This window comes from Bacillus sp. 1735sda2, from assembly GCF_024159245.1.
Lineage (GTDB): Bacteria > Bacillota > Bacilli > Bacillales > Bacillaceae > Bacillus > Bacillus pumilus_O.
Genome location: NZ_JAMYWZ010000001.1, coordinates 595,171 through 615,114 on the forward strand (window position 1 = coordinate 595,171; position 19,944 = coordinate 615,114).

The 19,944-nt window shown below is 40.4% G+C and carries 33 protein-coding genes; all 33 read left to right on the forward strand.

The annotated features are described in order from the left end of the window. Positions 1-98 precede the first annotated feature (98 nt). A complete protein-coding gene (locus NKR21_RS03000) occupies positions 99-335 on the forward strand; it encodes a hypothetical protein (RefSeq protein WP_250026932.1) in 237 nt (78 codons plus the stop codon). Then, positions 328-507: a hypothetical protein gene (locus tag NKR21_RS03005; protein WP_076839268.1), complete on the forward strand. Its 180-nt coding sequence runs from the start codon at positions 328-330 to the stop codon at positions 505-507. The genes NKR21_RS03000 and NKR21_RS03005 overlap by 8 nt, the downstream gene beginning before the upstream one ends. A 2-nt stretch (positions 508-509) precedes the next feature. Beyond that, positions 510-1,460, forward strand: coding sequence for a YqaJ viral recombinase family nuclease (locus NKR21_RS03010; RefSeq protein WP_253602422.1), 951 nt, complete (start codon positions 510-512; stop codon positions 1,458-1,460). Further along, positions 1,453-2,328: a recombination protein RecT gene (recT, locus tag NKR21_RS03015; protein ID WP_253602423.1), complete on the forward strand. Its 876-nt coding sequence runs from the start codon at positions 1,453-1,455 to the stop codon at positions 2,326-2,328. Before NKR21_RS03010 ends, recT begins: the two co-directional genes overlap by 8 nt. A gap of 161 nt (positions 2,329-2,489) precedes the next feature. Next, entirely contained in the window at positions 2,490-3,179 is a 690-nt protein-coding gene (locus tag NKR21_RS03020) for a DnaD domain protein (protein WP_253602424.1), read from the forward strand. Between the two features lie 265 nt (positions 3,180-3,444). Continuing rightward, positions 3,445-3,954, forward strand: a complete 510-nt coding sequence (locus NKR21_RS03025; RefSeq protein WP_483298369.1) for an ATP-binding protein — start codon at positions 3,445-3,447, stop codon at positions 3,952-3,954. A 13-nt stretch (positions 3,955-3,967) separates the two neighbouring features. Further along, positions 3,968-4,144, forward strand: coding sequence for a hypothetical protein (locus tag NKR21_RS03030; protein WP_253602425.1), 177 nt, complete (start codon positions 3,968-3,970; stop codon positions 4,142-4,144). A gap of 223 nt (positions 4,145-4,367) precedes the next feature. Continuing rightward, the gene (locus NKR21_RS03035; protein WP_253602426.1) at positions 4,368-4,838 is read left to right on the forward strand and encodes a DUF1064 domain-containing protein; all 471 of its coding nucleotides are present in this window, start codon (positions 4,368-4,370) and stop codon (positions 4,836-4,838) included. A 113-nt stretch (positions 4,839-4,951) separates the two neighbouring features. Further along, positions 4,952-5,107 carry a hypothetical protein gene (locus tag NKR21_RS03040; protein ID WP_008348759.1) on the forward strand — a complete coding sequence of 52 codons (156 nt, stop codon included), beginning with the start codon at positions 4,952-4,954 and terminating at the stop codon, positions 5,105-5,107. A 73-nt stretch (positions 5,108-5,180) separates the two neighbouring features. Continuing rightward, positions 5,181-5,387 (forward strand): XtrA/YqaO family protein, encoded by a 207-nt coding sequence (locus NKR21_RS03045; RefSeq protein WP_144474290.1) that lies wholly within the window; start codon positions 5,181-5,183, stop codon positions 5,385-5,387. A 17-nt stretch (positions 5,388-5,404) separates the two neighbouring features. Next, positions 5,405-5,653 carry a hypothetical protein gene (locus tag NKR21_RS03050; RefSeq protein WP_253602427.1) on the forward strand — a complete coding sequence of 83 codons (249 nt, stop codon included), beginning with the start codon at positions 5,405-5,407 and terminating at the stop codon, positions 5,651-5,653. After that, complete coding sequence (locus NKR21_RS03055; RefSeq protein WP_253602428.1) at positions 5,650-6,909, forward strand: DNA cytosine methyltransferase; 1,260 nt, start codon at positions 5,650-5,652, stop codon at positions 6,907-6,909. The genes NKR21_RS03050 and NKR21_RS03055 overlap by 4 nt, the downstream gene beginning before the upstream one ends. A gap of 22 nt (positions 6,910-6,931) precedes the next feature. Continuing rightward, positions 6,932-7,741: a DNA adenine methylase gene (locus NKR21_RS03060; RefSeq protein ID WP_253602429.1), complete on the forward strand. Its 810-nt coding sequence runs from the start codon at positions 6,932-6,934 to the stop codon at positions 7,739-7,741. Between the two features lie 31 nt (positions 7,742-7,772). Further along, positions 7,773-7,979 (forward strand): hypothetical protein, encoded by a 207-nt coding sequence (locus NKR21_RS03065; protein WP_253602430.1) that lies wholly within the window; start codon positions 7,773-7,775, stop codon positions 7,977-7,979. Continuing rightward, positions 7,976-8,401, forward strand: a complete 426-nt coding sequence (locus tag NKR21_RS03070; RefSeq protein ID WP_253602431.1) for a hypothetical protein — start codon at positions 7,976-7,978, stop codon at positions 8,399-8,401. Before NKR21_RS03065 ends, NKR21_RS03070 begins: the two co-directional genes overlap by 4 nt. Positions 8,402-8,415: 14 nt before the next feature. Beyond that, a complete protein-coding gene (locus NKR21_RS03075; RefSeq protein ID WP_253602432.1) occupies positions 8,416-8,826 on the forward strand; it encodes a hypothetical protein in 411 nt (136 codons plus the stop codon). A 70-nt stretch (positions 8,827-8,896) separates the two neighbouring features. Then, the gene (locus NKR21_RS03080; RefSeq protein WP_113747111.1) at positions 8,897-9,520 is read left to right on the forward strand and encodes a hypothetical protein; all 624 of its coding nucleotides are present in this window, start codon (positions 8,897-8,899) and stop codon (positions 9,518-9,520) included. 91 nt (positions 9,521-9,611) lie between these two features. After that, positions 9,612-9,734 carry a hypothetical protein gene (locus NKR21_RS21125; RefSeq protein ID WP_282959912.1) on the forward strand — a complete coding sequence of 41 codons (123 nt, stop codon included), beginning with the start codon at positions 9,612-9,614 and terminating at the stop codon, positions 9,732-9,734. A gap of 17 nt (positions 9,735-9,751) precedes the next feature. Further along, the gene (locus tag NKR21_RS03085) at positions 9,752-10,207 is read left to right on the forward strand and encodes a sigma-70 family RNA polymerase sigma factor (protein WP_253602433.1); all 456 of its coding nucleotides are present in this window, start codon (positions 9,752-9,754) and stop codon (positions 10,205-10,207) included. Positions 10,208-10,362: 155 nt separating this feature from the next. After that, entirely contained in the window at positions 10,363-10,824 is a 462-nt protein-coding gene (locus tag NKR21_RS03090) for a hypothetical protein (protein ID WP_301287500.1), read from the forward strand. Positions 10,825-10,897: 73 nt separating this feature from the next. After that, positions 10,898-11,422, forward strand: a complete 525-nt coding sequence (locus NKR21_RS03095) for a hypothetical protein (RefSeq protein WP_253602434.1) — start codon at positions 10,898-10,900, stop codon at positions 11,420-11,422. Positions 11,423-11,555: 133 nt separating this feature from the next. Continuing rightward, on the forward strand, positions 11,556-11,978 hold the full coding sequence (locus NKR21_RS03100) for a terminase small subunit (RefSeq protein WP_253602435.1): 423 nt from the start codon (positions 11,556-11,558) through the stop codon (positions 11,976-11,978). Continuing rightward, positions 11,971-13,209 (forward strand): PBSX family phage terminase large subunit, encoded by a 1,239-nt coding sequence (locus NKR21_RS03105; RefSeq protein ID WP_253602436.1) that lies wholly within the window; start codon positions 11,971-11,973, stop codon positions 13,207-13,209. The genes NKR21_RS03100 and NKR21_RS03105 overlap by 8 nt, the downstream gene beginning before the upstream one ends. Positions 13,210-13,222: 13 nt before the next feature. Beyond that, a complete protein-coding gene (locus NKR21_RS03110; RefSeq protein ID WP_253602437.1) occupies positions 13,223-14,662 on the forward strand; it encodes a phage portal protein in 1,440 nt (479 codons plus the stop codon). A 33-nt stretch (positions 14,663-14,695) separates the two neighbouring features. After that, positions 14,696-15,274, forward strand: a complete 579-nt coding sequence (locus NKR21_RS03115) for a DUF4355 domain-containing protein (protein WP_253602438.1) — start codon at positions 14,696-14,698, stop codon at positions 15,272-15,274. A gap of 11 nt (positions 15,275-15,285) precedes the next feature. After that, a complete protein-coding gene (locus NKR21_RS03120; RefSeq protein WP_144487698.1) occupies positions 15,286-16,221 on the forward strand; it encodes a phage major capsid protein in 936 nt (311 codons plus the stop codon). Further along, positions 16,221-16,370: a hypothetical protein gene (locus NKR21_RS03125; RefSeq protein ID WP_186321782.1), complete on the forward strand. Its 150-nt coding sequence runs from the start codon at positions 16,221-16,223 to the stop codon at positions 16,368-16,370. The genes NKR21_RS03120 and NKR21_RS03125 overlap by 1 nt, the downstream gene beginning before the upstream one ends. A gap of 11 nt (positions 16,371-16,381) precedes the next feature. Beyond that, entirely contained in the window at positions 16,382-17,239 is an 858-nt protein-coding gene (locus tag NKR21_RS21255; protein ID WP_253602439.1) for a phage minor head protein, read from the forward strand. Then, positions 17,239-17,574: a phage head-tail connector protein gene (locus tag NKR21_RS03135; protein WP_253602440.1), complete on the forward strand. Its 336-nt coding sequence runs from the start codon at positions 17,239-17,241 to the stop codon at positions 17,572-17,574. Before NKR21_RS21255 ends, NKR21_RS03135 begins: the two co-directional genes overlap by 1 nt. Positions 17,575-17,578: 4 nt before the next feature. After that, positions 17,579-18,079, forward strand: a complete 501-nt coding sequence (locus tag NKR21_RS03140) for a hypothetical protein (RefSeq protein WP_253602441.1) — start codon at positions 17,579-17,581, stop codon at positions 18,077-18,079. Continuing rightward, positions 18,079-18,429 (forward strand): hypothetical protein, encoded by a 351-nt coding sequence (locus NKR21_RS03145; RefSeq protein WP_253602442.1) that lies wholly within the window; start codon positions 18,079-18,081, stop codon positions 18,427-18,429. Before NKR21_RS03140 ends, NKR21_RS03145 begins: the two co-directional genes overlap by 1 nt. Beyond that, the gene (locus NKR21_RS03150; RefSeq protein WP_144472009.1) at positions 18,422-18,901 is read left to right on the forward strand and encodes a phage neck terminator protein; all 480 of its coding nucleotides are present in this window, start codon (positions 18,422-18,424) and stop codon (positions 18,899-18,901) included. The genes NKR21_RS03145 and NKR21_RS03150 overlap by 8 nt, the downstream gene beginning before the upstream one ends. 4 nt (positions 18,902-18,905) lie before the next feature. Further along, a complete protein-coding gene (locus NKR21_RS03155) occupies positions 18,906-19,937 on the forward strand; it encodes a DUF3383 family protein (RefSeq protein ID WP_253602443.1) in 1,032 nt (343 codons plus the stop codon). Positions 19,938-19,944 lie beyond the last annotated feature (7 nt).

Genomic DNA, 19,944 nt, shown 5'->3' on the forward strand with positions numbered 1-19,944 from the left:
ACCCGCTTGGCATAGCGAGTTTTAAGGTGTACTGCTTCGATTAGGTACCGACAGTATACCAAGAAAACACATGAAAATCAATGACGGAGGTATACATGATGATCAAATTATCAATTAAACGAAATGAGCTAGAAATCAACCTTGAAGCAGATGGGCTAACCAGTGATGAAATGAAAGGATTAGTAGGACACATCACAAATTTTGTTAAAGGTATTAATCCTACAGTAAAAGACAAGATGGAACAACGCAACAATCTTCGTAGTGTGATGAGAGAAACCAAAGGTACACCTGTTGTTCAAAGCTCGTCAGAAAAAGAAGGTGTTTCAAATGAGTAAATTTCAAATCAGCTTTGATCATAGAAGAGAAGCGCAGGAGCGTTTGGAGCAGGCAGGCGGTTGGATCGACTACAAAAAAGGTTTACCGGTCTTCTGTTTCCCGAATGCTCAAGCAAAACAAAAATACATTCAGCTAGGACAAGCGGCATATCGCCAAAAGGTAGGTATGTAGCCATGCAAGCAAAGGTCCTTATCTCAACCGAGAAGATGACAGAAGAGCAATGGCTTGAGGCTAGACGTGCTGGTATAGGCGGTTCAGATGCCGCCGCTATTGCTGGTATGAGCAGATGGAAGTCACCTGTTTCAGTTTACTTGGATAAATTGGGTCAGTCACCAAAGGAAGATGAAGCGGGAGAAGCCGCATACTGGGGGCATGTACTCGAAGAAGTGGTAGCAAGAGAGTTTAGCAACCGTACTGGAAAGAAGGTCCGGCGAAAAAAGGCTATTTTACAACACCCTCTATATCCTTTCATGCTTGCAAACGTTGATAGATTAATTGTCGGTGAAAATGTAGGGCTTGAATGCAAAACGGCTTCTGAATACTTGAAAGAAGAATGGACGGGAGAAGAGATTCCAGACGCTTATCTGATCCAGTGCCAGCATTACATGGCTGTGACGGGTTATAAAGCATGGTGGATCGCTGTTCTGATCGGTGGAAACAAGTTCATTTATAAAAAAGTCGATCGTGACGAGGAATTGATAGGTTACTTGATTCAGATTGAAAAAGACTTTTGGGAGAACCACGTTCAAAAGCAAGAGCCGCCAATGTTTGACGGTTCAGAGTCATCAACAGAATTGCTTAATCACATGTACCCCATTGGAATTGATGAAGAAACAAGCCTGCCTTTAAAAGCGGATGAAATCATAGTCCGACTAAAAAGCGCAAAAGAAGAAAAGAAAGAAATTGATGAACGAATTAAAGCGGATGAAAACCAGCTCAAAGCAATGCTAGGAGAAAACGAAATCGGTCTTGCTACTAAACATCGTGTGACATGGAAGACCATTCAAACAAACCGCTTTGATACAAAGAAGTTCGCCAGTGAACATCCTGAATTATTTGAGGAATTCAGTGAAACGAAGCCGCAGAGAAGATTTTATGTAAAGGAGAGCGTAGACAATGGCTAAAAACGAAGATATTCGGAATCAGCTGGCAAACAAAGCAGCAAATAACGTCCAGCAGCAGGAGGAGAAACCTAAAACAATTGCTGACTACCTAGCTTCAATGAAACCTGAATTACAAAAGGCATTGCCTGAACACATGACAACTGAAAGGCTAACTAGGATCGCACTAACAACAATCAGAAGTAACCCGCAATTGCAACAATGCTCACCCGCTTCATTGTTAGGAGCTGTTATGCAGTCTGCGCAATTAGGATTGGAACCTGGGTTGATTGGTCACTGTTATTTTGTTCCTTTCAACAAAAAGATCAAGGGGCAAAATGGAGAGCCGGATAAGTGGACAAAAGAGGTTCAGTTCATCATCGGATATAAAGGCATGATCGACCTTGCAAGACGTTCTGGTCACATCGAAAGTATCTATTCTCATGTCGTTTATGAAAAAGATACTTTCGAGTACGAACTAGGCTTAAACCCCAAATTGGTGCACAAGCCAGCAACAGGACATAGAGGCGAAATGACTCATGTATATGCGGTTGCTCACTTCAAAGATGGCGGCTATCAGTTCGAGGTTTTCAGCAAAGAAGATGTTGAATCTGTACGTTTACGAAGCAAGTCAAAAGACAGTGGCCCGTGGAAGTCAGACTATGAAGAAATGGCGAAAAAAACTGTCATTCGCCGTATGTGGAAATACCTACCTATCAGTATTGAAATTCAGCAATATGCAGCGAAAGACGAAACGGTACGAAAAGATATTACTCAAGAAGCAAAGTCAGTTTATGACGAGGAAGTCCTTGATATGCCGTACAGTGTAGAACCAACTTTAGAAAGTCCGAATACGGAGCAAGCGGATGAAAACAGAAGCCCATTTGATTAAGGTTCCTATCCCTTTTTGTTACACATGGATGGTCAAAGGCACTTCCGATCCTTTCAAATTAGCAGAAAACTATGTGAAAGATTACATCAAGACTAATGAGCCTGATATGCGATTTGTGCGCATACAGGGCTTGTATGCACTTTGTGAAAGGGGGTAGAGGCTTGAACTACCTGAAAGAAATTAACGGCTTCATGCGGTGGCTTGAAACATCACCCTTGAAGCCAACTACACAAGCACTGTGGTTACAGCTCATGGATATTAACAACGGTTGCAGCTGGAGAGAGTGGTTTACGGTTAGTAATACAACTTTGGTGGCGCGGTTAAATGTATCAGAAAAAACGGTTCTTGAGCATCGAAAGATATTAGTCGAGACGGGAAGAATAGAATACATCCCGCAAGGAAAGAGAGCTGGACGGTACCGCATAATCAGTCTTGAAAACGTAACAAGCCCTGTACCTGAAAAGCCAAAAGAAGAAAAACCAACACGACAGGAGGACAAGCCAATGAACCCAAACCCATTTGAATTTTATGAAAGTCACTTCGGTGGCACGTTAAACAGCTTTGTTAGTCAACAAATTGGTGACCTGATAGACGATTTTGGAGAAGAAAACGTGATTAAAGCAATGGAAATCACTTTGAAAAATGGCGTTCAGAACATCAAATATGTTCAGCGAGTCCTTTCAAATCAGCGAGCACAAGAAGGAGTGAAGAAAGATGCAGAGTATGGGCGATACCTTAAAGTCGTTGGAGAAAGCAAATCCAGCACTAGCGAAGAGACTGAAAGACTCCAAGAAATTGCAAGAAGAAAAGGTCTATCCGGTCAGGTACGAGACACTCACTGTGACTTCTGAAGAACATTGCATGTATGGAAAATGCGATGGGTCGGGGTTGATATGGATTATTGATCATGAAGAAAACAAAGAATTTATGGAAGAGTGTCCATGCAAAGAAGTGAAAAAGCTCTCTAATAGGCTTATGAGTGCAAGACTTCCAGAAGAGTTCAAAGACGCTTCTCTAAACTCTTTTGATATTAATGTTTATGACAAACCCGAATCAAAAGAGCGAGCAGCCAACGCGAAAAGGGTTGCTAAAAACTACGTTTTGAAATTTGAAAAGATGCGGGAGTTAGGAAAAGGCTTGTATTTCTTTAGTGAAGAGAAAGGAAGCGGAAAAACAAGGCTTGCTGCTAGTATTCTTCACGCAATAACAAAGGTCTACGACCAAAAAGAAGAAATGCCACTCAAAATCATCTATTCGTCTACAGCTGATCTGATCGGAGAAATAAAAAGCACGTTTGATAGTGAATCGAAGGTGAAAAGCACCGACATTATGGATGCTGTCAAGACAGCGGATATTGTTGTCCTAGATGATATTGGAGTGGAAAAGGTAACTGATTTTGTTGAAGAAACATTCACACGTATTCTTGATTACCGACTTCAAAACAAGAAGCCTACGATTCTTACAAGCAATTTAAGTATAGATGATCTTGACACAGTATATAAAAGCGGTCGGATCAGTAGCAGGATTGAAAAACTGGCGTTCCCTGTGATTATGCCAAATGAAAAGATTCGGAAAAAGATAGCACAAAAAGAAAATGAAGAACTGCTTTTGGAACTATACGAGTAAAGGAGAATGTCAGATGTGCAACACATGTAATGGCGAGAAAGTCGTCATAAACGAAAATACTTTCATGGCGGGCTTCTTCCCTTGTCCTGATTGTAACACCACAGGACGTAAGCAAAGCCTAAAGCCAGTCATCGAAATGCTAGACAGAATGTTAGTCGAAGCAAGAGCACTAGAAGGAAAGACAGCATGAAGGCGATGGCAGCACTAATTACTATCGCTTTCACAGCTAGATTGAGAGAGAGGAAGCTCCTGCAATGGCTGCGGGATGATGGGAGGTAACACAAAACAATAGCAATGAATCCAAGCATCACTGAACTACTAAAAAGAACCAATCTAAACGATACAGAAAAATCAAAGCTCGTTGCCGAACTGAAAAAGCACTTCCAGCAACGGAAAGCGAGGATCAACAAAACATGTCCAATAAATACGGCGCACGTAAAACGGTAGTAGACGGCATCACCTTCGACAGCAAGGCAGAAGCCAAATACTATCAGCATCTTAAATGGCTCAAGCAAGACAAGCAGATAAAAGATTTTTCATTGCAGCCATGCTTCCTGCTGCAAGATTCTTTCGAGAAAAACGGTGAGACTTTTCGAAAGATTCAGTATAAAGCAGATTTTGAAATTCATAACTTAGATGGCAGTGTTGAGATCATTGATGTTAAAGGCGTTGAAACAGAAGTATTCAAAATTAAGCGCAAGTTATATGAAAAGCTTTATGAAGCGCCACTTAAAGTCCTTGCTCATGACAAAACATACGGCTTTATAGAAATGGACAAGCTCAAAGAACTTGAAAAAAAGAAGCCTAAACGAAAGGCGGGAAAGTCCATTGCTAAACGTGGTAATCGCAGACGATCGTCCGTTGTGGGTTCAAAAGGAAGATAAGCTTATGGCCTGTATGACACGTTGTTCGCAGTATAAACATTGCTCAAGCCGCTTTGGAGCAGATTGTAAACGCATGGGCGGCGTTGAAATACCGAAGATTGGAGGGAGAAAACATGAGCGGAAAGCCTAACAACCCATATGCAGCAGGACCGGTCATCGAGTGGAAGATGACTAAAGAAGAGCTAGAGGCATATCTAGCAAAACATCCTATCGTATATCGAGAAGAACTAAAACCGTCACCAACGTTCCAGATGGATAAATGGGCATAAAAAAACACCGAAGCCGCTGCTCCAGTGCTAATTAAATCCAACACTTTAATTATAACACATGGGGGCGAAGCGGATGAACCAGCCAAAAGAAATAAAGGATTTTGCTACAACCATTGATCAGAATTTAGAACCTGGGAAGGTCCGCATAATCGTGATTGACGGCAACGAAGGTACTGCCCACATCACAGACGCACCTGAACACGGAAAAACAATCATTCAAACGGCCAAAGGTACTTTTGCTCGGGTCGATCATGAAATAGGATTCAAGATCAAAAAATAAACGGGGGTTGAGAGATTATGAGTCTACCAAAACACGTTGAACTGTCACAGGCGGTCAAAGCCTGCAAAAACAAAGCAATGACGATTGATGATGCAGCTGCTGAAATTAGAGTGCCTGACTATGTGGTTCCGATGCTGGTACGCAAAAACGATGATCTGATCATCGAAGGGAACGTGGTCATGGCTAAAAGGGAATCAAACGGACCTGTCATTTTCACTCTACTGTTTTTCATGGGGATTATTGCTGTCACTGGGTTGATGCAATGAAACAGATTGATCTTTTTAGAGAAATCATAGTGGATAACTTTGCAGGTGGCGGGGGAGCAAGCACAGGCATCGAGCTTGCGACAGGCTTATCAGTAGATATAGCTATCAATCACGATCCGGCTGCCATTGCAATGCACGAGGTGAACCATCCTGACACGGAACATTATTGTGAATCTGTGTGGGATGTTGATCCGAAACAAGCAGTTAAAGGGCGAAAAGTTGGTCTAGCATGGTTTTCCCCTGACTGTACCCACCATTCAAAGGCAAAAGGCGGCAAGCCTGTAAAACAGAGTATCAGAGGGCTTGCGTGGATTGCTGTCAGATGGGCGATAGCAGTTAAGCCACGCGTCATCATGCTCGAGAACGTTGAGGAATTCAAAGATTGGGGGCCTATCTCTAAAGAAGGTAAACCGATCAAGGAACAAAAGGGGCAAACATTTCAATCATTCGTTAAAACGCTTGAATCACTTGGATATGAAGTCCAGTTCAGAGAGTTAACGGCTTGTGACTATGGAGCGCCAACCATAAGAAAAAGATTCTTCATGGTTGCAAGATGTGATGGAAAAGAAATCGTATGGCCGAAGCCAACGCATGGAGATCCCAAAAGTCTTCTTGTTCAAACGGGGAAGCTAAAGCCGTGGCGATCGTCTTACGAAATTATAGATTGGTCCATAGGGGTGCCTAGCATATTCAGCAGAAAGCGTCCTCTTGTTGAAAATACGATGAAACGAATCAAGAGAGGTATTGATAAATTCATCGTAAACAATCCAAGACCTGTAATGGTGCCGGATAAGAGCAAAGCGGCATTCTTGATCAGCTATTATACTGAGCAATCTGATAAAGAGGTAAGAGGCCTTTCGCTTGATCGTCCATTACACACAATCACAGCTGGCGGCAATAGATTCGGATTAGTGACTGTTGCATTTTTGACTAAGTATTACGGTCAAGGAGTTGGCCAACGATTAGACGAGCCATTGCATACCATTACAACAAAAGACCGTTTCGCATTAACAACAGTTTGCACAAATGGCCAGAGGATCGCAGACATCGGATTGCGTATGTTGCAACCAAATGAACTATTTGCAGGGCAGGGGTTCCCACCTGGATACACATTCAACATCGGTAATAAATCTGACCAAATACGCAGGGTGGGGAATAGTGTTCCGCCGCAATTCGCAGAGCAGCTGGTCAGGGCTAACCTCCCTGAGATGTGCGTACCTGAGCATATGAACAAATATTATAGCAAAGCAAATTAAGTAGATTAAGGAGGATTGGTTAATGACTAGATCACCTTTAATATGGTTCGGCGGCAAAGCAAAGTACGCTGAATTAATCATAAACAAAATGCCAGGTCACAAAGTGTATGTAGAGCCATTCGGTGGTGCTGCTCATGTTATTGCCCATAAACCAAAGGGCGGGCATGAGGTATACAACGATATAGATGGTAATGTGGTCAATTTTCTAATGCAAGTGAGAAAGAATCCGAAGGCAATGCAAAGCGCTTGTGAATCCATTCCATATAGTCGACAACTATATGAACAATGGAAAGCAGAAGATTATCCAAAGGACGACTTTGAACGTGCTGTCCGGTGGTTTTATATGAACCGTTCTGGCATAAGCAAAGGCAACGCAGAAAATGTCCCTCAGACCGGATGGCGGCACAGTACACAAAGTGGTCAAAACCCTGCTAATGGCTATTTATCTGCATGTGAAGCTATTGCCAACTTCGCCAAACGCATGCAGGGAGTCATGATCGAAAAGAAAGACTTCCGAGAAATCATCGAAAAATACGATAGCAAAGAAACGTTATTTTATATTGATCCACCGTATGTCGGCCGTGAAAAATTTTATGCGGGTGGTTTTACAGAGAAGGATCACAGAGACCTGGCTGATCTACTGAAAAATTCATCGGGGAAAGTGATTCTCTCGTATTATCAGGATCCATTGATTGAAGAACTTTATAGTGATTGGCATCAAGAAACATTTGCTGCTTACAAACAAGTTGTTGGCAGTTCTGAAAAAGATAGATACGCAGAAGAAATGTTGTTGTTCAATTATGAAATCAAACAATTAAGCTTATTTGATTAATCAGCCTAGCGGCTTAGGAGGAATATATCCTGTGGAAATTCGAATTGAAAAAAGAAAAGAATCTGGTTCTTGTAATTATTGCGACAGAGCCACAATCTACGGAAGAAGTTGGGTGCAATATCCTTACGATGAAGTTATTCATGTTAAAGGAAATCAAACCAGCACACGCTTCTGTAAGGACTGTCTCAAAAGATTATCTGAGTTTAACCAATACGTTAAGCAGGAGGAAACGGTATGAGTGAATACAAAGAATTTCAAATAACTTTACCATCAGGCGAAATCATCAGACGAAACAGCGAAGGGCTGTATGGATCAAATAATATTGTAGTGGACAAAGACTATGTGATAGATACTTTAGTCCAAAGTCATCAAGAACAAGGTAAAGAAGAAATGAAGTTTTATGAGACGCGCGAGCCTTATTATGCATTAATCAAAGCGCGCAATATCGAACGTGCAATGGAGATTTACAATAATGACGTTACTGCTGATGAAGAGAAAGAACTTGCGGAAAGTATCAAAGAAGTAACGGCACTATATGCAGCAACAAAGTATAGTCGCTGTACTGGAGAAGATAACAAAACAGTTCCAATTGAAGAAGTGCTTGAAGATTTAACGAACGAAAAAGAAATGCGATTGGCAGTAGACGGGAGCTTGCTATGAGGAAGGGGAACATTATGAAAAAACTACTAATCACACTCACTATTATTATTGCAGCGGTGCTTTATGCGCCGTCTGTTGCGGCAGTAACGAGCGGATATAAAACAATTGGAGGGCATACAGTCAGCGTATCGACAGATGCCAATTCATACACACCGAGAGCCAAAAGCATTGATGTCACGGCACGTAAAACAGGCAATGAAACAGTATACTACCGCTTCACGCTTCAAAAGAGGGTGAGCGGCAAATGGAAAGATCAACGGTTTAGTCTTGTTGGATCGTTCAAGACCGCCACACCAGCAAAAGAGTTTTACACCGTCAATCACACTGCTGGTAAACACCGTATCAAAATGACGATCTACAAAAACAGCAATTGGACAGGTGTTAAGGGGAACATTTACACGCCGTCATTTGAAGTGAAGAAATGAAAATCAAATTATTAAAATATAGCTGAAATTTTTTTATATTGTATAATTGAAGTAAAAAAGGTTGATTATAATGGATTTTTTGTCAAATGCTTGGGTTATTAGCTTTGTTACAACGGTAATAAGCTCATTTTTTATTAATTCAGTTGTTTACTTTTTTAGAAGAAAATACTATAAGAAAAGAATTGCAAATGCAAACATGGAATTAATTAGAACAGTTAAAAATTTTGTATCAGAGGGGCAAATTCCATCTGTCTTACTTATAGAATCTCTAAGTCAAGCTTATTCAGAATCTAACAGCGTCAAGAGATCAGAAATGAACAATGTAGATCAAGTTATAAATCATTTGCTAAAAGATATTTTTGAGACAAATTTCATATCAGTTCAACAAAAATCTAATATAGCAAAACAGTTAATGGATCTGAAAGAAAATTTACTAGGTGACAAAGTTGATAACAATGAAAAAGCAATGGGTATCCCTGCTAAATTAAATTTGTATTTCAGTGCGGGTGTCTTTATTTATTTCTGTACATTTGGATTTTATTCTTTGAATGAGTCCTGGGATATATTTAAATTTTATCCTCAGCAAACAATTATGGCTATTTTGTTAAGTGTTTCAATAATTACTTGTTTTATAAGTGCTTGGTTTATTTTAGATTTGTCTCTTGGTAAACTATTCAAAAAAAAATCAACATAAGTCCAAGACGGAAAGCCTGCGGACACTGATCAACACCTTTTACGGGTGCTGGTTGGTGTCCGTTTTTTATTTGTCGGAAAGGAGCAACACCATGAAGAAGGAAAAACCAAAAAAACAGCCGCAGGAGCTTACAGAAAGAGAGATAAAAGAGCTCATGGGGCAAAACATGCAGAGACTGAGAAGAGCCAAAGGCGGGGCGTACAAGCGTAAATAACGGAGAGGGGAAACAACATGAATAAAAAAGAGATTGAAGGACTCATTCGCAACTATTCATGGATGTCGAAAGAGGTTCAACGGCTCCAGCGTGTTTTATATGGGTCAGACATACCTATGCGAAGTTGGGGTGTGGCGCAATACGGCATCGAGGCAACCTTACCAAAAGGGAGCAAAGGAAAAAGCCAAGCTGAATTACGTGACATGGATTTACGAGAAGAAAGGCTTTATAAGCGGCTATGTAAGTTTGAAGAGCGTGTGTACGTAATAGAAACAGCAGCAAGCAAAATCGAAGGAGAGAAAAACAGAGTGGTCTATGACTGCATGATGGAAGGTATGAGTTATCGAGCCATAGGACTGCACTTGGGCTTGTCTCGTGAGAAGGTCCGGCAAATGAAAGATAATATCATCGACCAATTATGCCAATATTGCCACTTTGTGCACTTGTTGAATGAAGAAAAATCCGTAGTGTAAAATGGAAGGCAGGACGGGGAGGCATAATTTCCCGCGTCACCACAAACTAATATATTTTCACTTGCTCTTGCGAGCTTGGGATTCGTTCGACAAATTTTGCGGACACCACAATTTTATCAATCTTCTCCGATATTAATGTCGAGGAGTGAGTGAAATTGAGTGAAAAGAAGAAATCAGCCACTAATATTAAGCAAAATAATAAACGATTAAAGGAACTAGAAGATGTGATTTACACATATCGAGCAAAAGACTTACTTGCTTATTTTTTAGAAGAATTTAGATATGGTAAAAAAAAGAATCAATATAAAAGAAGTGTGTCATTGCTTTATGATCTAGACATTGAATGTTTAGAGTTTGCTATTTCTAGATTTCATAATATCGATAACGAAAGAGATCCTGCTAGATATTTTGCGTTCTTAACTCCATTTATTACTGTGTATATTACTACAGCATTCAAAATTTACGAGGACACATGGGTACTTACATTTGTGTGGGCTGTAGCACTTATAATAGTAATGAGATCATTGAATAAAAGCAGAAAAGATAGAATTATTTCAGGTACCATGTTAAAAACATTTGAGCAAGTAAAGGCAAGAAAAGAAAAGGATGAAAAGTGATTTTCGTTCGACAAATTCTGCGAAAAGTTCCATGTGCTTACTTTCTGCCGATATAAAGGCGGGAGGGGATAGTATGGATAATAGAGAAATTGAAATATTTGAACTTGAAATTAAAAGACAATGTGAAATCTTTTTTATGTCTATTGAATACTTGGACCAATATTTGCAACCAGAAAAGAGCGTTCCATCAGAAGTAATATGGTACCATATTCAATCTTTTTTAACTTCCTCAGCCAACATTTCAAGGCTATTATGGGGAGATTATAGTAAGAACAGTGACACTAGAGAAAAAATCAGAAAAAAGCTAAGAGAAAAACTTGGTGTATCCGAAGACTCTAAATTAAAACATAGAAAAATGAGAAATTTTTTCGAACACTTTGATGAGCATATAGAAAAAGTGGTGAGAAAACCCAATGCTTATTATATAGATTCAAATATTGGACCTAAAACAGCTATATTTGTCGGTTCAAATGATACTCAATTCTTAAGAAATTTCGATCCTGTAGCAGCCACGATAACCTTTAAAGACTATGAGTATAATATGAATGAAATAATAGTGGAAATTGAGAAAATCTATACAGAAAACTTAGTAAAGTAGGCGCCCATTTGGGGTGCTTTTTTTGTTCCCTGTAAACTGCTTCCGATAATTCTTTACACCAAGCATCGGCTTAAAGGTAGAGTGCGGCGGCAGTTTAGAGTGAACAAATTAAAAGGGGGTAGGGTGATATGCAATGAAACTGACAGAAAAACAGAAGCGCTTTGCTGACTACTACATCGAACTAGGAAATGCTACAGAAGCCGCTAGGAAAGCAGGGTACAGCTCTAAGACCGCTAAATCAATCGGTCAAGAAAACCTGACTAAACCTGACATTAAATCCTATATTAAAGAGCGGTTGAATGAAAAGGATGCTGAAAGGATAGCTTCACAGGACGAGATCCTCGAGTTTCTAACGGCTGTCATGCGTGGAGAGAAAACAGAGCAAATACCTGTTGGCTTAGGTGAAGGCGCACAGCAACTAGAAGACAAAGACCCTTACTTGAAAGACCGAGTGAAAGCAGCAGAGCTACTAGGTAAGCGCCATGCGATGTGGACTGATAAACAACAACTAGACGGAGCGGTTCCAGTTATGATTGTGAATGATTTAGATGACTAATATAAAACGTGTGAGTTTAAAGGAGATTGTAGGCGGGGGATATAGAGACTTCTGGAATTACAAAGGCCGTTATCGTGTTGTAAAGGGTGGACGTGGTTCAAAAAAATCAACAACAGCAGCCCTAAACACAATTAGTCGAATGATGGAATTCCCGTTAGCAAATACTCTTGTTATCAGAAAAGTATTTAAAGATCATAAAGACTCAACCTATGCACAGCTTAAATGGGCGATTCGTCGTTTAAAAGTAGAGCACCTTTGGAAGTGGACAACAAGCCCATTAGAATTAAAGTATCTACCAACAGGGCAAAAAATTCTTTTCAGGGGTCTTGATGATCCTATGAGTGTAACATCTATAACTGTTGATGTTGGCTATTTATGCTGGGCTTGGTTTGAGGAAGCATATCAAATATTAAATGAAGACGATTTTAACAAAGTGGATATGAGTATAAGGGGAGAGCTACCACCTAAATACTTTAAACAAATAACGCTGACATTTAACCCGTGGAATGAGAAACACTGGTTGAAGCGGCGTTTTTTTGATGAGCAACATTACAATGTTCTAGCCCTTACAACTAATTATCTGTGTAATGAATTCCTTGGTGACGATGATATTCAGCTTTTCGATTGGATGAAAAAGAGCAATCTACGTCGTTACAAAATTGAAGGTCTAGGAGAATGGGGTATTGCTGAAGGTGCTATATTTAGCAACTGGCGTGAATTTGCCTTTGACCGATACGAGATAGCAAAGAGAACAAATATCAAAAGCGCTTTCGGATTGGATTTTGGATATACAACAGATCCTTCATCATTGGCGTGTTCTTTGGTGGACATTAAAAACAGAGAATTATTTATTTTTGATGAGATGTACAAACCAGGTTTACTCAATAATGAAATAGCAGATGAAATCAAATCAATGGGTTATGCGAAGGAACTGATTATTGCTGACTCAGCTGAACGTAAGAGTATTGAAGAGATCAGACGATATGGCATAAGAAAAATTCGCCCAGCGGAAAAAGGACAAGACAGCATAAAAGCAGGCATACAATTCTTGCAACAGTTCGATATTTATATTCATCCTTCGTGTACAAATGCTGCAATGGAATTTGGGAACTACGTGTGGGATAGAAACAAAGAAGGCAAATTTATAAATAGACCTATTGACGACTATAACCATTTTATTGATGCTCTTAGATACAGTATGGAGCCAATCAAGAAGAGGTCTAGAATTTGAAAGAGGTGAGCAAATGAATGAATTTGTACAGTATTTAAGAGAAAATGATATTAACAGCAAAGTCATTGATGCGATTATAAATTCTCATAAAACACAGCGAGAGAAAATGATCAATCAATATGAGAGATACAAAGCATCCATTGAGGGCGTTCCGATTCTCCAAAGGGATGCTTTTACACTTGAGCATCAAGAGGACTTTGAAACAGGAGCGATCCTCAGAATAGATGATCGAGTAAACAACCGCTTAAACAATGGTTTTGATAGTGAGATTGTTGACACAAAAGTGGGTTACATGTTCGGTCATCCAATCACTTATGAGGTGGATAAAAACCAAGTAAGTGAATCAGGGGTTTTAGTCGAAGTGATCAATAGATTCAATCTGCTAAATACTATCGAGGATGCTGATAGTGAACTGGGGAAGAAAGCGGCCATCTGTGGGTATGCCGCTCGCTTGGCTTATGTCGACACAGCGGGAGAAGTTAGGACCGTGAATATTGATCCGTGGGAAGCGGTCATTATTGGTAGCGGCAATGACATAACTGAACCTGAATTTGCTCTTCGATATTATGAGGTGACAACCTGGGTAGATGGAGAGCAGATCAAACGTGAAAAGGCGGAGTTTTATGACTCTTCTCACGTTCATTATTTCGAGAGGAATGAGAATGGATGGACAGAAATCGAAGTTAATAAACATCTGTTCGACCACTGTCCTTTATTCGGTTTGCCAAACAATGATGAGTTTATGGGTGATGCTGAAAAGGTCCATTCTCTAATCGATGCTTATGACCGCACTTTATCAGACGCCTCAAATGAGATCGAACAGCTGAGACTTGCTTACATGATCTTTAAAGGTGCGGGAGCGGATGAAGAAACGCTTGAAAAGCTTAAAAAGCATGGGGTCTTTGAACTTTTTGGCGACAACGATGACGTAAAGTTTCTGACGAAAGATATTAACGATACTATGATCGAAAATCATCTAAATCGGCTAGAAGAAAACATTATGCGTTTCTCTAAGTCGGTTAACTTCTCAGATGAAGCTTTTGGCGGCAATCTAACAGGCGTTGCAATGCGGTACAAGCTTATGGCTCTTGAGAATAAATGTATCACTATGGAGCGGAAAATGACTGCTGCCCTTCGGTATCAGTACAAATTGCTTTGCTCAGCATGGGCGAGGAAAAACGCATCTATCACCAATGACGATTATCTCAAAGTTTGGTTCACTTTTACACGTAACCTTCCTGCGAATATCGTTGAAGAAGCTGAAACCACAGCAAAACTAAAAGGCTTAGTAAGCGAAGAAACAAGGCTGTCACTTCTTACGTTTGTTGATGATGTGCAATATGAACTGGAAAGAATGATTGAAGCGAAATTGGATTCAATATACAGCTTTGATGAAGAGCTAGATAAACGACCTGCCGGAAGTCGTGAAAAGACGGAAAACTTAGACGTGTAGGCTCGTACTACATGGCTTGGAGGATGAAAAATAATGAACATTGAAGAAATTAAGCAGTTTCTTGAGCAGAATAAAGATAACGAAGAAGTAAAGGCGTTTGTAGGGGAACTATCAGCCGTGTCAGCAGACAAGGTGAAAGGATTCCTAGAAACAGAAGAAGGAAAGAAGGTCTTGCAGCCAAGGTTAGACCAACATTTCACAAAAGGTTTAGAAACGTGGAAAGATAATAATCTTGAAAAAATCGTTGAGGAAGAGGTTTCAAAAAGGAATCCTTCTAAAACACCTGAACAACTTGAAGTAGAAAAGCTCAGAAAAGAAATTGAAGCAGAAAAAGCAGCACGAAATAGAGAAACTTTAGTCAATAAAGCCCTTAAAGCAGCTGATGAAAAGAAGTTGCCAAAGGACGTTATTGACTTTTTTATTGGAGAAAACGAAGATTCTACACTGGAAAATCTAAGCAAGCTTGAAGAATCATTCAATGCTGCCGTGCAAGCTGCTGTAGATGTCAAATTCAAAGAATCTGGCCGCGAAATTGAACGAGGTAACGGAGCAGGTCATTCAAGTGGTGTAGACATTGCAAAACTAGCTTCACAATCAAGCATTAGAAAATAAGGAGGGCTATCATGCCAACATTTGATCCGAAAACAGTATTGTTACAAGACGCAGTAAACGGAAAGATTCCAACGGAGCATGCAGAAATTGTTATGAAAGAGTTTATGCAAACATCTGCTATCTCACAACTAGCAAAATATGAACCAATGACAAAGCCTGAAAAGACTTTTACTTACTTAGCAGAAGGACCGGGAGCCTACTGGGTAGGAGAGGGCGAACGAATTGAAACAAGCACTGCTAAATGGCTCACCGCAAAAATGACAACCAAAAAGTTAGGGGTAATCATCCCTGTTTCTAAAGAGTTTTTAAAATATACCGTTTCAGACTTTTTTACTCAAATGCAATCAGCTATCAGAGAAGCCTTTGCTGTGAAATTTGACCAAGCAGCTTTATTCGGAACAGAATCACCGTTTGAAAAAGGTGTTTCAGTTATGGAAAGAATCAATACTTCTGGTCAAAAGGTTGAATTAGGCACAGGAGCAGGCAGCAATTCAACAATCTATGATGACTTAGCTGCTGTTATGGCGTTAGTGGAAGATGCCGACAAAGATCCTGATGCTTTTACAACTATTCGTAAATTCCGCCAAAAGTTGAGAGCATCAAAAGATAACAACGGTTTACCTTTGTTCAACCAAGTAACAGCAGATGCAACGCCTCAAGCGCTAGGCTTACCAATTGGATTTGTTGACAGTAAATCTTGGGACAAAACAAAAGCTGAATTGATTACTGGTGCTTGGGATTATGCAAGATACGGAATCTTACAAGATATTGAGTATGCTATTTCAACTGACGCAACCCTAACTACAGTGGTAGATGAGAATAATGTTCCAATCAACCTTTTTGAACGTGAAATGTTTGCTCTTCGTGCAACTATGGAAGTAGGTTTCACTACTTTAGCTGCTGATGCTTTTGCTGCTATCACACCAAAAGGAGCTGCTGGTGAGTAATGAAAATTAAAAAAGGTAAGCACTCACTCGATGTCACAGAACGAGCATTTGAAGTCATCTACAAAGACTTAGGCTATAAGCCCGACAAAAAGGGGAAGCAGGAACAAGATGAAGTTGAAGAAGTTCCTGAAGAACTAGTAGAAGAATAAGGGGGATGACGGTGGATAAAGGGAAATTTTTAAACGAGCTTTTGAAGCCGTTGGACCTTAAAGAACGAGGGGCCATGAGAAGGCTAAAAAAGCTATATCGTGAAGCCTCAAAGGAATTTATGAGTTCTCTTACGGATCTGTACGAGAAATTAGATCAAGGTGAAGACCTTTCATATGCTGACATTAATCAGTTTGACGATATTGAGGCCTTGAAGTCTCAAGTAATCGCTTTGGCGTCCAAGCTGGATACCCGCTCTCAAAAGGAAATAATAAGGCTTTTAGAAGACACTTATGATTTCTCTTATGACTGGATGGCATCTGTTGTCGAAGCAATGATTGATCAAAAGCTAAGAAACACAACGCCTTCTTTACCAAAGTTAGTTGAAGAGGCTCGTAAGAATGCTGTGTATGGTCTCAAGCTAACGCAAGCATTGGAAAAGCACCGAGCGACAATAGTACGAGACATAAACGAAGCAATAGAAAGAGGTTTCATTGAGCGTGAACGCTTTTCTGATATTGCTAGACGAGTTAGAAACGCTTTTGATAGCTCTTACTATAGAGCAACTGTAATAACCCGTACAGAAGCTCACAGAGTGCGAGAAAAAGCCACGCACAATAAAGCTGAAGAATTTGAGCAACAAGGCGTAGTTATGGAGAAGGTATGGAACAACGTTGATGACGAGCGGGTCCGACAAACTCGAAAGGCGAATCATAAGGCGTTGCAAGGTCAGCGTAGAAAGGTCAATGAACAATTTGATCTAGGAAATGGTGTCACAGCAGTTGCGCCCGGACAATCAGGCAGCGCAGCCAATGACATACATTGCCGCTGCTTTCTAACATATGAAGTAGTGGGATTGAGGGGTGAATAATGGAGTTAGTTGAATTAAAAACCCGTTTAGAGATCCCTTTAGATGATGAGTCGCAGGATGAAAAGTTGAAACTAGAATTGCAAGACGGCATTGAATACGCACAAGAATATTGCAACAACCCCTTTTTAAACAAAGAGGGGTTACTTGAATTGCCGTCACCAGTCAAAAAAGGAATTGCCATGATGATTAAGATTGACCGCTCGAATGAGGTCGGCGTTTCCTCCGAATCTATCGGCGGCATGAGCAAGACATACACAAGTGATTATACACGCTATGAAGCTGTGTATAAGCTGTGGAGAAAACACAGGAAAGTTAAGTTCCGCCCGTTGAGGTGATGATATGGGACGAATAAAGATCAAAGATAAAAATCGTATTCCAAAAGTCGTCAAGGCACTTGGTAGTGGAGAGAGAAAAGCAAGGGTTGGCGTTCTTGGAACAGGAAAAGAAGCCATGATTGCTGCTGTGCATGAATTTGGTACACGCATCACAGTGACGCCAAAGATGCGTGCATATCTTCATTCTCAAGGTCTGCATTTGCGAAAAGATACCACTCACGTTGTGATTCCCGAACGGTCTTTTATTAGATCAGGCTGGGATGAAAACGAGCGTGAAATCCTTCGGAAGCTGGACAGATTTTTGCTTGAAGCAGTTCAAAAAGGTATTAGTACTCGAAACGTCATGAACTCTATCGGTCTTGAGACAAAGGGCAAAATACAAAAATATGCCCGTGATCTGAAGTCGCCAGCAAACCAGCCGTTTACCACTCAACAAAAGGGGTCATCAAATCCACTTGTTGATACAGGCGAGCTGATTGGTTCCATTGATTATGAGGTGCAGTGATGAGCCAATTCAATTTCATCAAACTCATAGACAAATATAGCGTGACTTTTGATCTTATTGTGCAGAGTGCTGGAGATTATGATGATCTAGGGCGCTGGCAAGACAGTGAATCCATAACCACCACGCAAAAAGGGGCGCTTGTTGTTCTACCTAGTCAATTAATCTATCAATCAGGTGGCCGATTAACGACATTTGACCGCCAGTTGTATATTAGCAAATCTGTGGAGATCCCTTTAAAATCTAAAGTAATTTACAAGGAAAGCTCATACCATGTTGAATCTATGAATCCTTTCGAGGATTACGCAGATTTCAATAGTTACATCTTAAAGGCGGTGAGCAGCTTTGATTGATTACGAGTCCATTATAAGCACGGTGATTGGTGTCATCAGAGATAGTATCGGTCACAAAGTGATTATGGAAAATGGAACAGGAAAGCAGCCTGCTTATCCTTTTTGCACATATACCGTTACTTCCCCATATCTTCCCCAGCACCGGGGAATTATTGAGGGAGATGCAATCACTGAGGATGTAGATATTTTCTTTTCGTTCACTTGGATTTCCGATGATGCTATTGAAGTGATTTCTTTAACACAACAGACTGCTACGCTTTTGAGAACAATGAAGGCGAAGCAAGTTCTTTATGATAAGGGAATCGCGTTTATTCGAGCAGAGGGAACAGGTAACAGAGATACATTTCTATCAATTGAAAATGAGCGTCGTCATGGCTTTGATGCACGGTTCAGAATACGAGTAACACATAACGGGGCAGAGTCAGAGTATTTTGATTCCGTCACCATAAATAACGAGAATATAGGAGGGTAATTTCATGCCTTTATCAGACGTAAAAGTCAAAATTGATATTTTAAAGCCCACAACGCTTGTAGGTCTTGGCATTCCGCTTATCTTGGTTAAAAACACAAGTGCTACGGAAAGTGTTTATCGAGAGTATGGGTCACTAGAGTCCTTAAAACAGAACTATGGTGAAAGCACAGCTACTTACAAGAAGGCGGCGGCTATCTTTGCACAAGGTGACAACGCACCAAATAAGGTCGCTGTGGCTTCATTTGGACATGAATTCGAAACAGGAGATACACACCCTAAACAGGTTTTCAGCGTTAGAAACGCATTAGAAGAGTATTTTGACAAAGACTTTCATTTTGTATTGCTGGCTGCTGTTAACGCAGAGGATCGTCTTGAGGCGTCTAAATTCTTTGAAGAAAAATCTTACAAGTTTGTAGTGCTGAAAGTGGCGTCATTCGAAGAATTGGAGCAATACACAGGAAAAGATCGGACCATTGTATTCCATCATCCGCTTGTTGATGAGGAACCGGATGCCGCACTTATCGGAGCAATTGCAAACAAGCCTGTCGGGTCTGTTACATGGAAGTTTAAAAATCTTGTTGGTGTCACACCGCAAGACTACAAAGTTGATACGTTGGAAACCATCCACAAGGCGGGTGCCATTGCATTTGTAACTAAAGCTGGCCGTAATCAAACAAGTGAAGGCGTTACAGCTTCAGGTGAATTTATTGACGTCCTGCACGGTAAAGATTGGGTCAAACTCAACATCGAGACGTCAATTCAAACCGCTCTCAGCACCACGGATAAAATTCCGTATACAAATGAAGGGTTCGCTTTATTAGAATCACAGATTATTAATGTTTTAGAAACAGCATTCACAAACGGCATCATTGCACCTGACGAGGACGGACAGGCTGTCTATTCTGTTCAGTCTAAAGGAAGAAGTGAGATGACAGACGAAAACCGCAAAAACCGTGTGTATGACGGATTGTCGTTTACATTTGAGCTTGCCGGAGCGGTTCACACAGCAGAAATCACAGGGGAAATCATTATTTAAAGGGGGC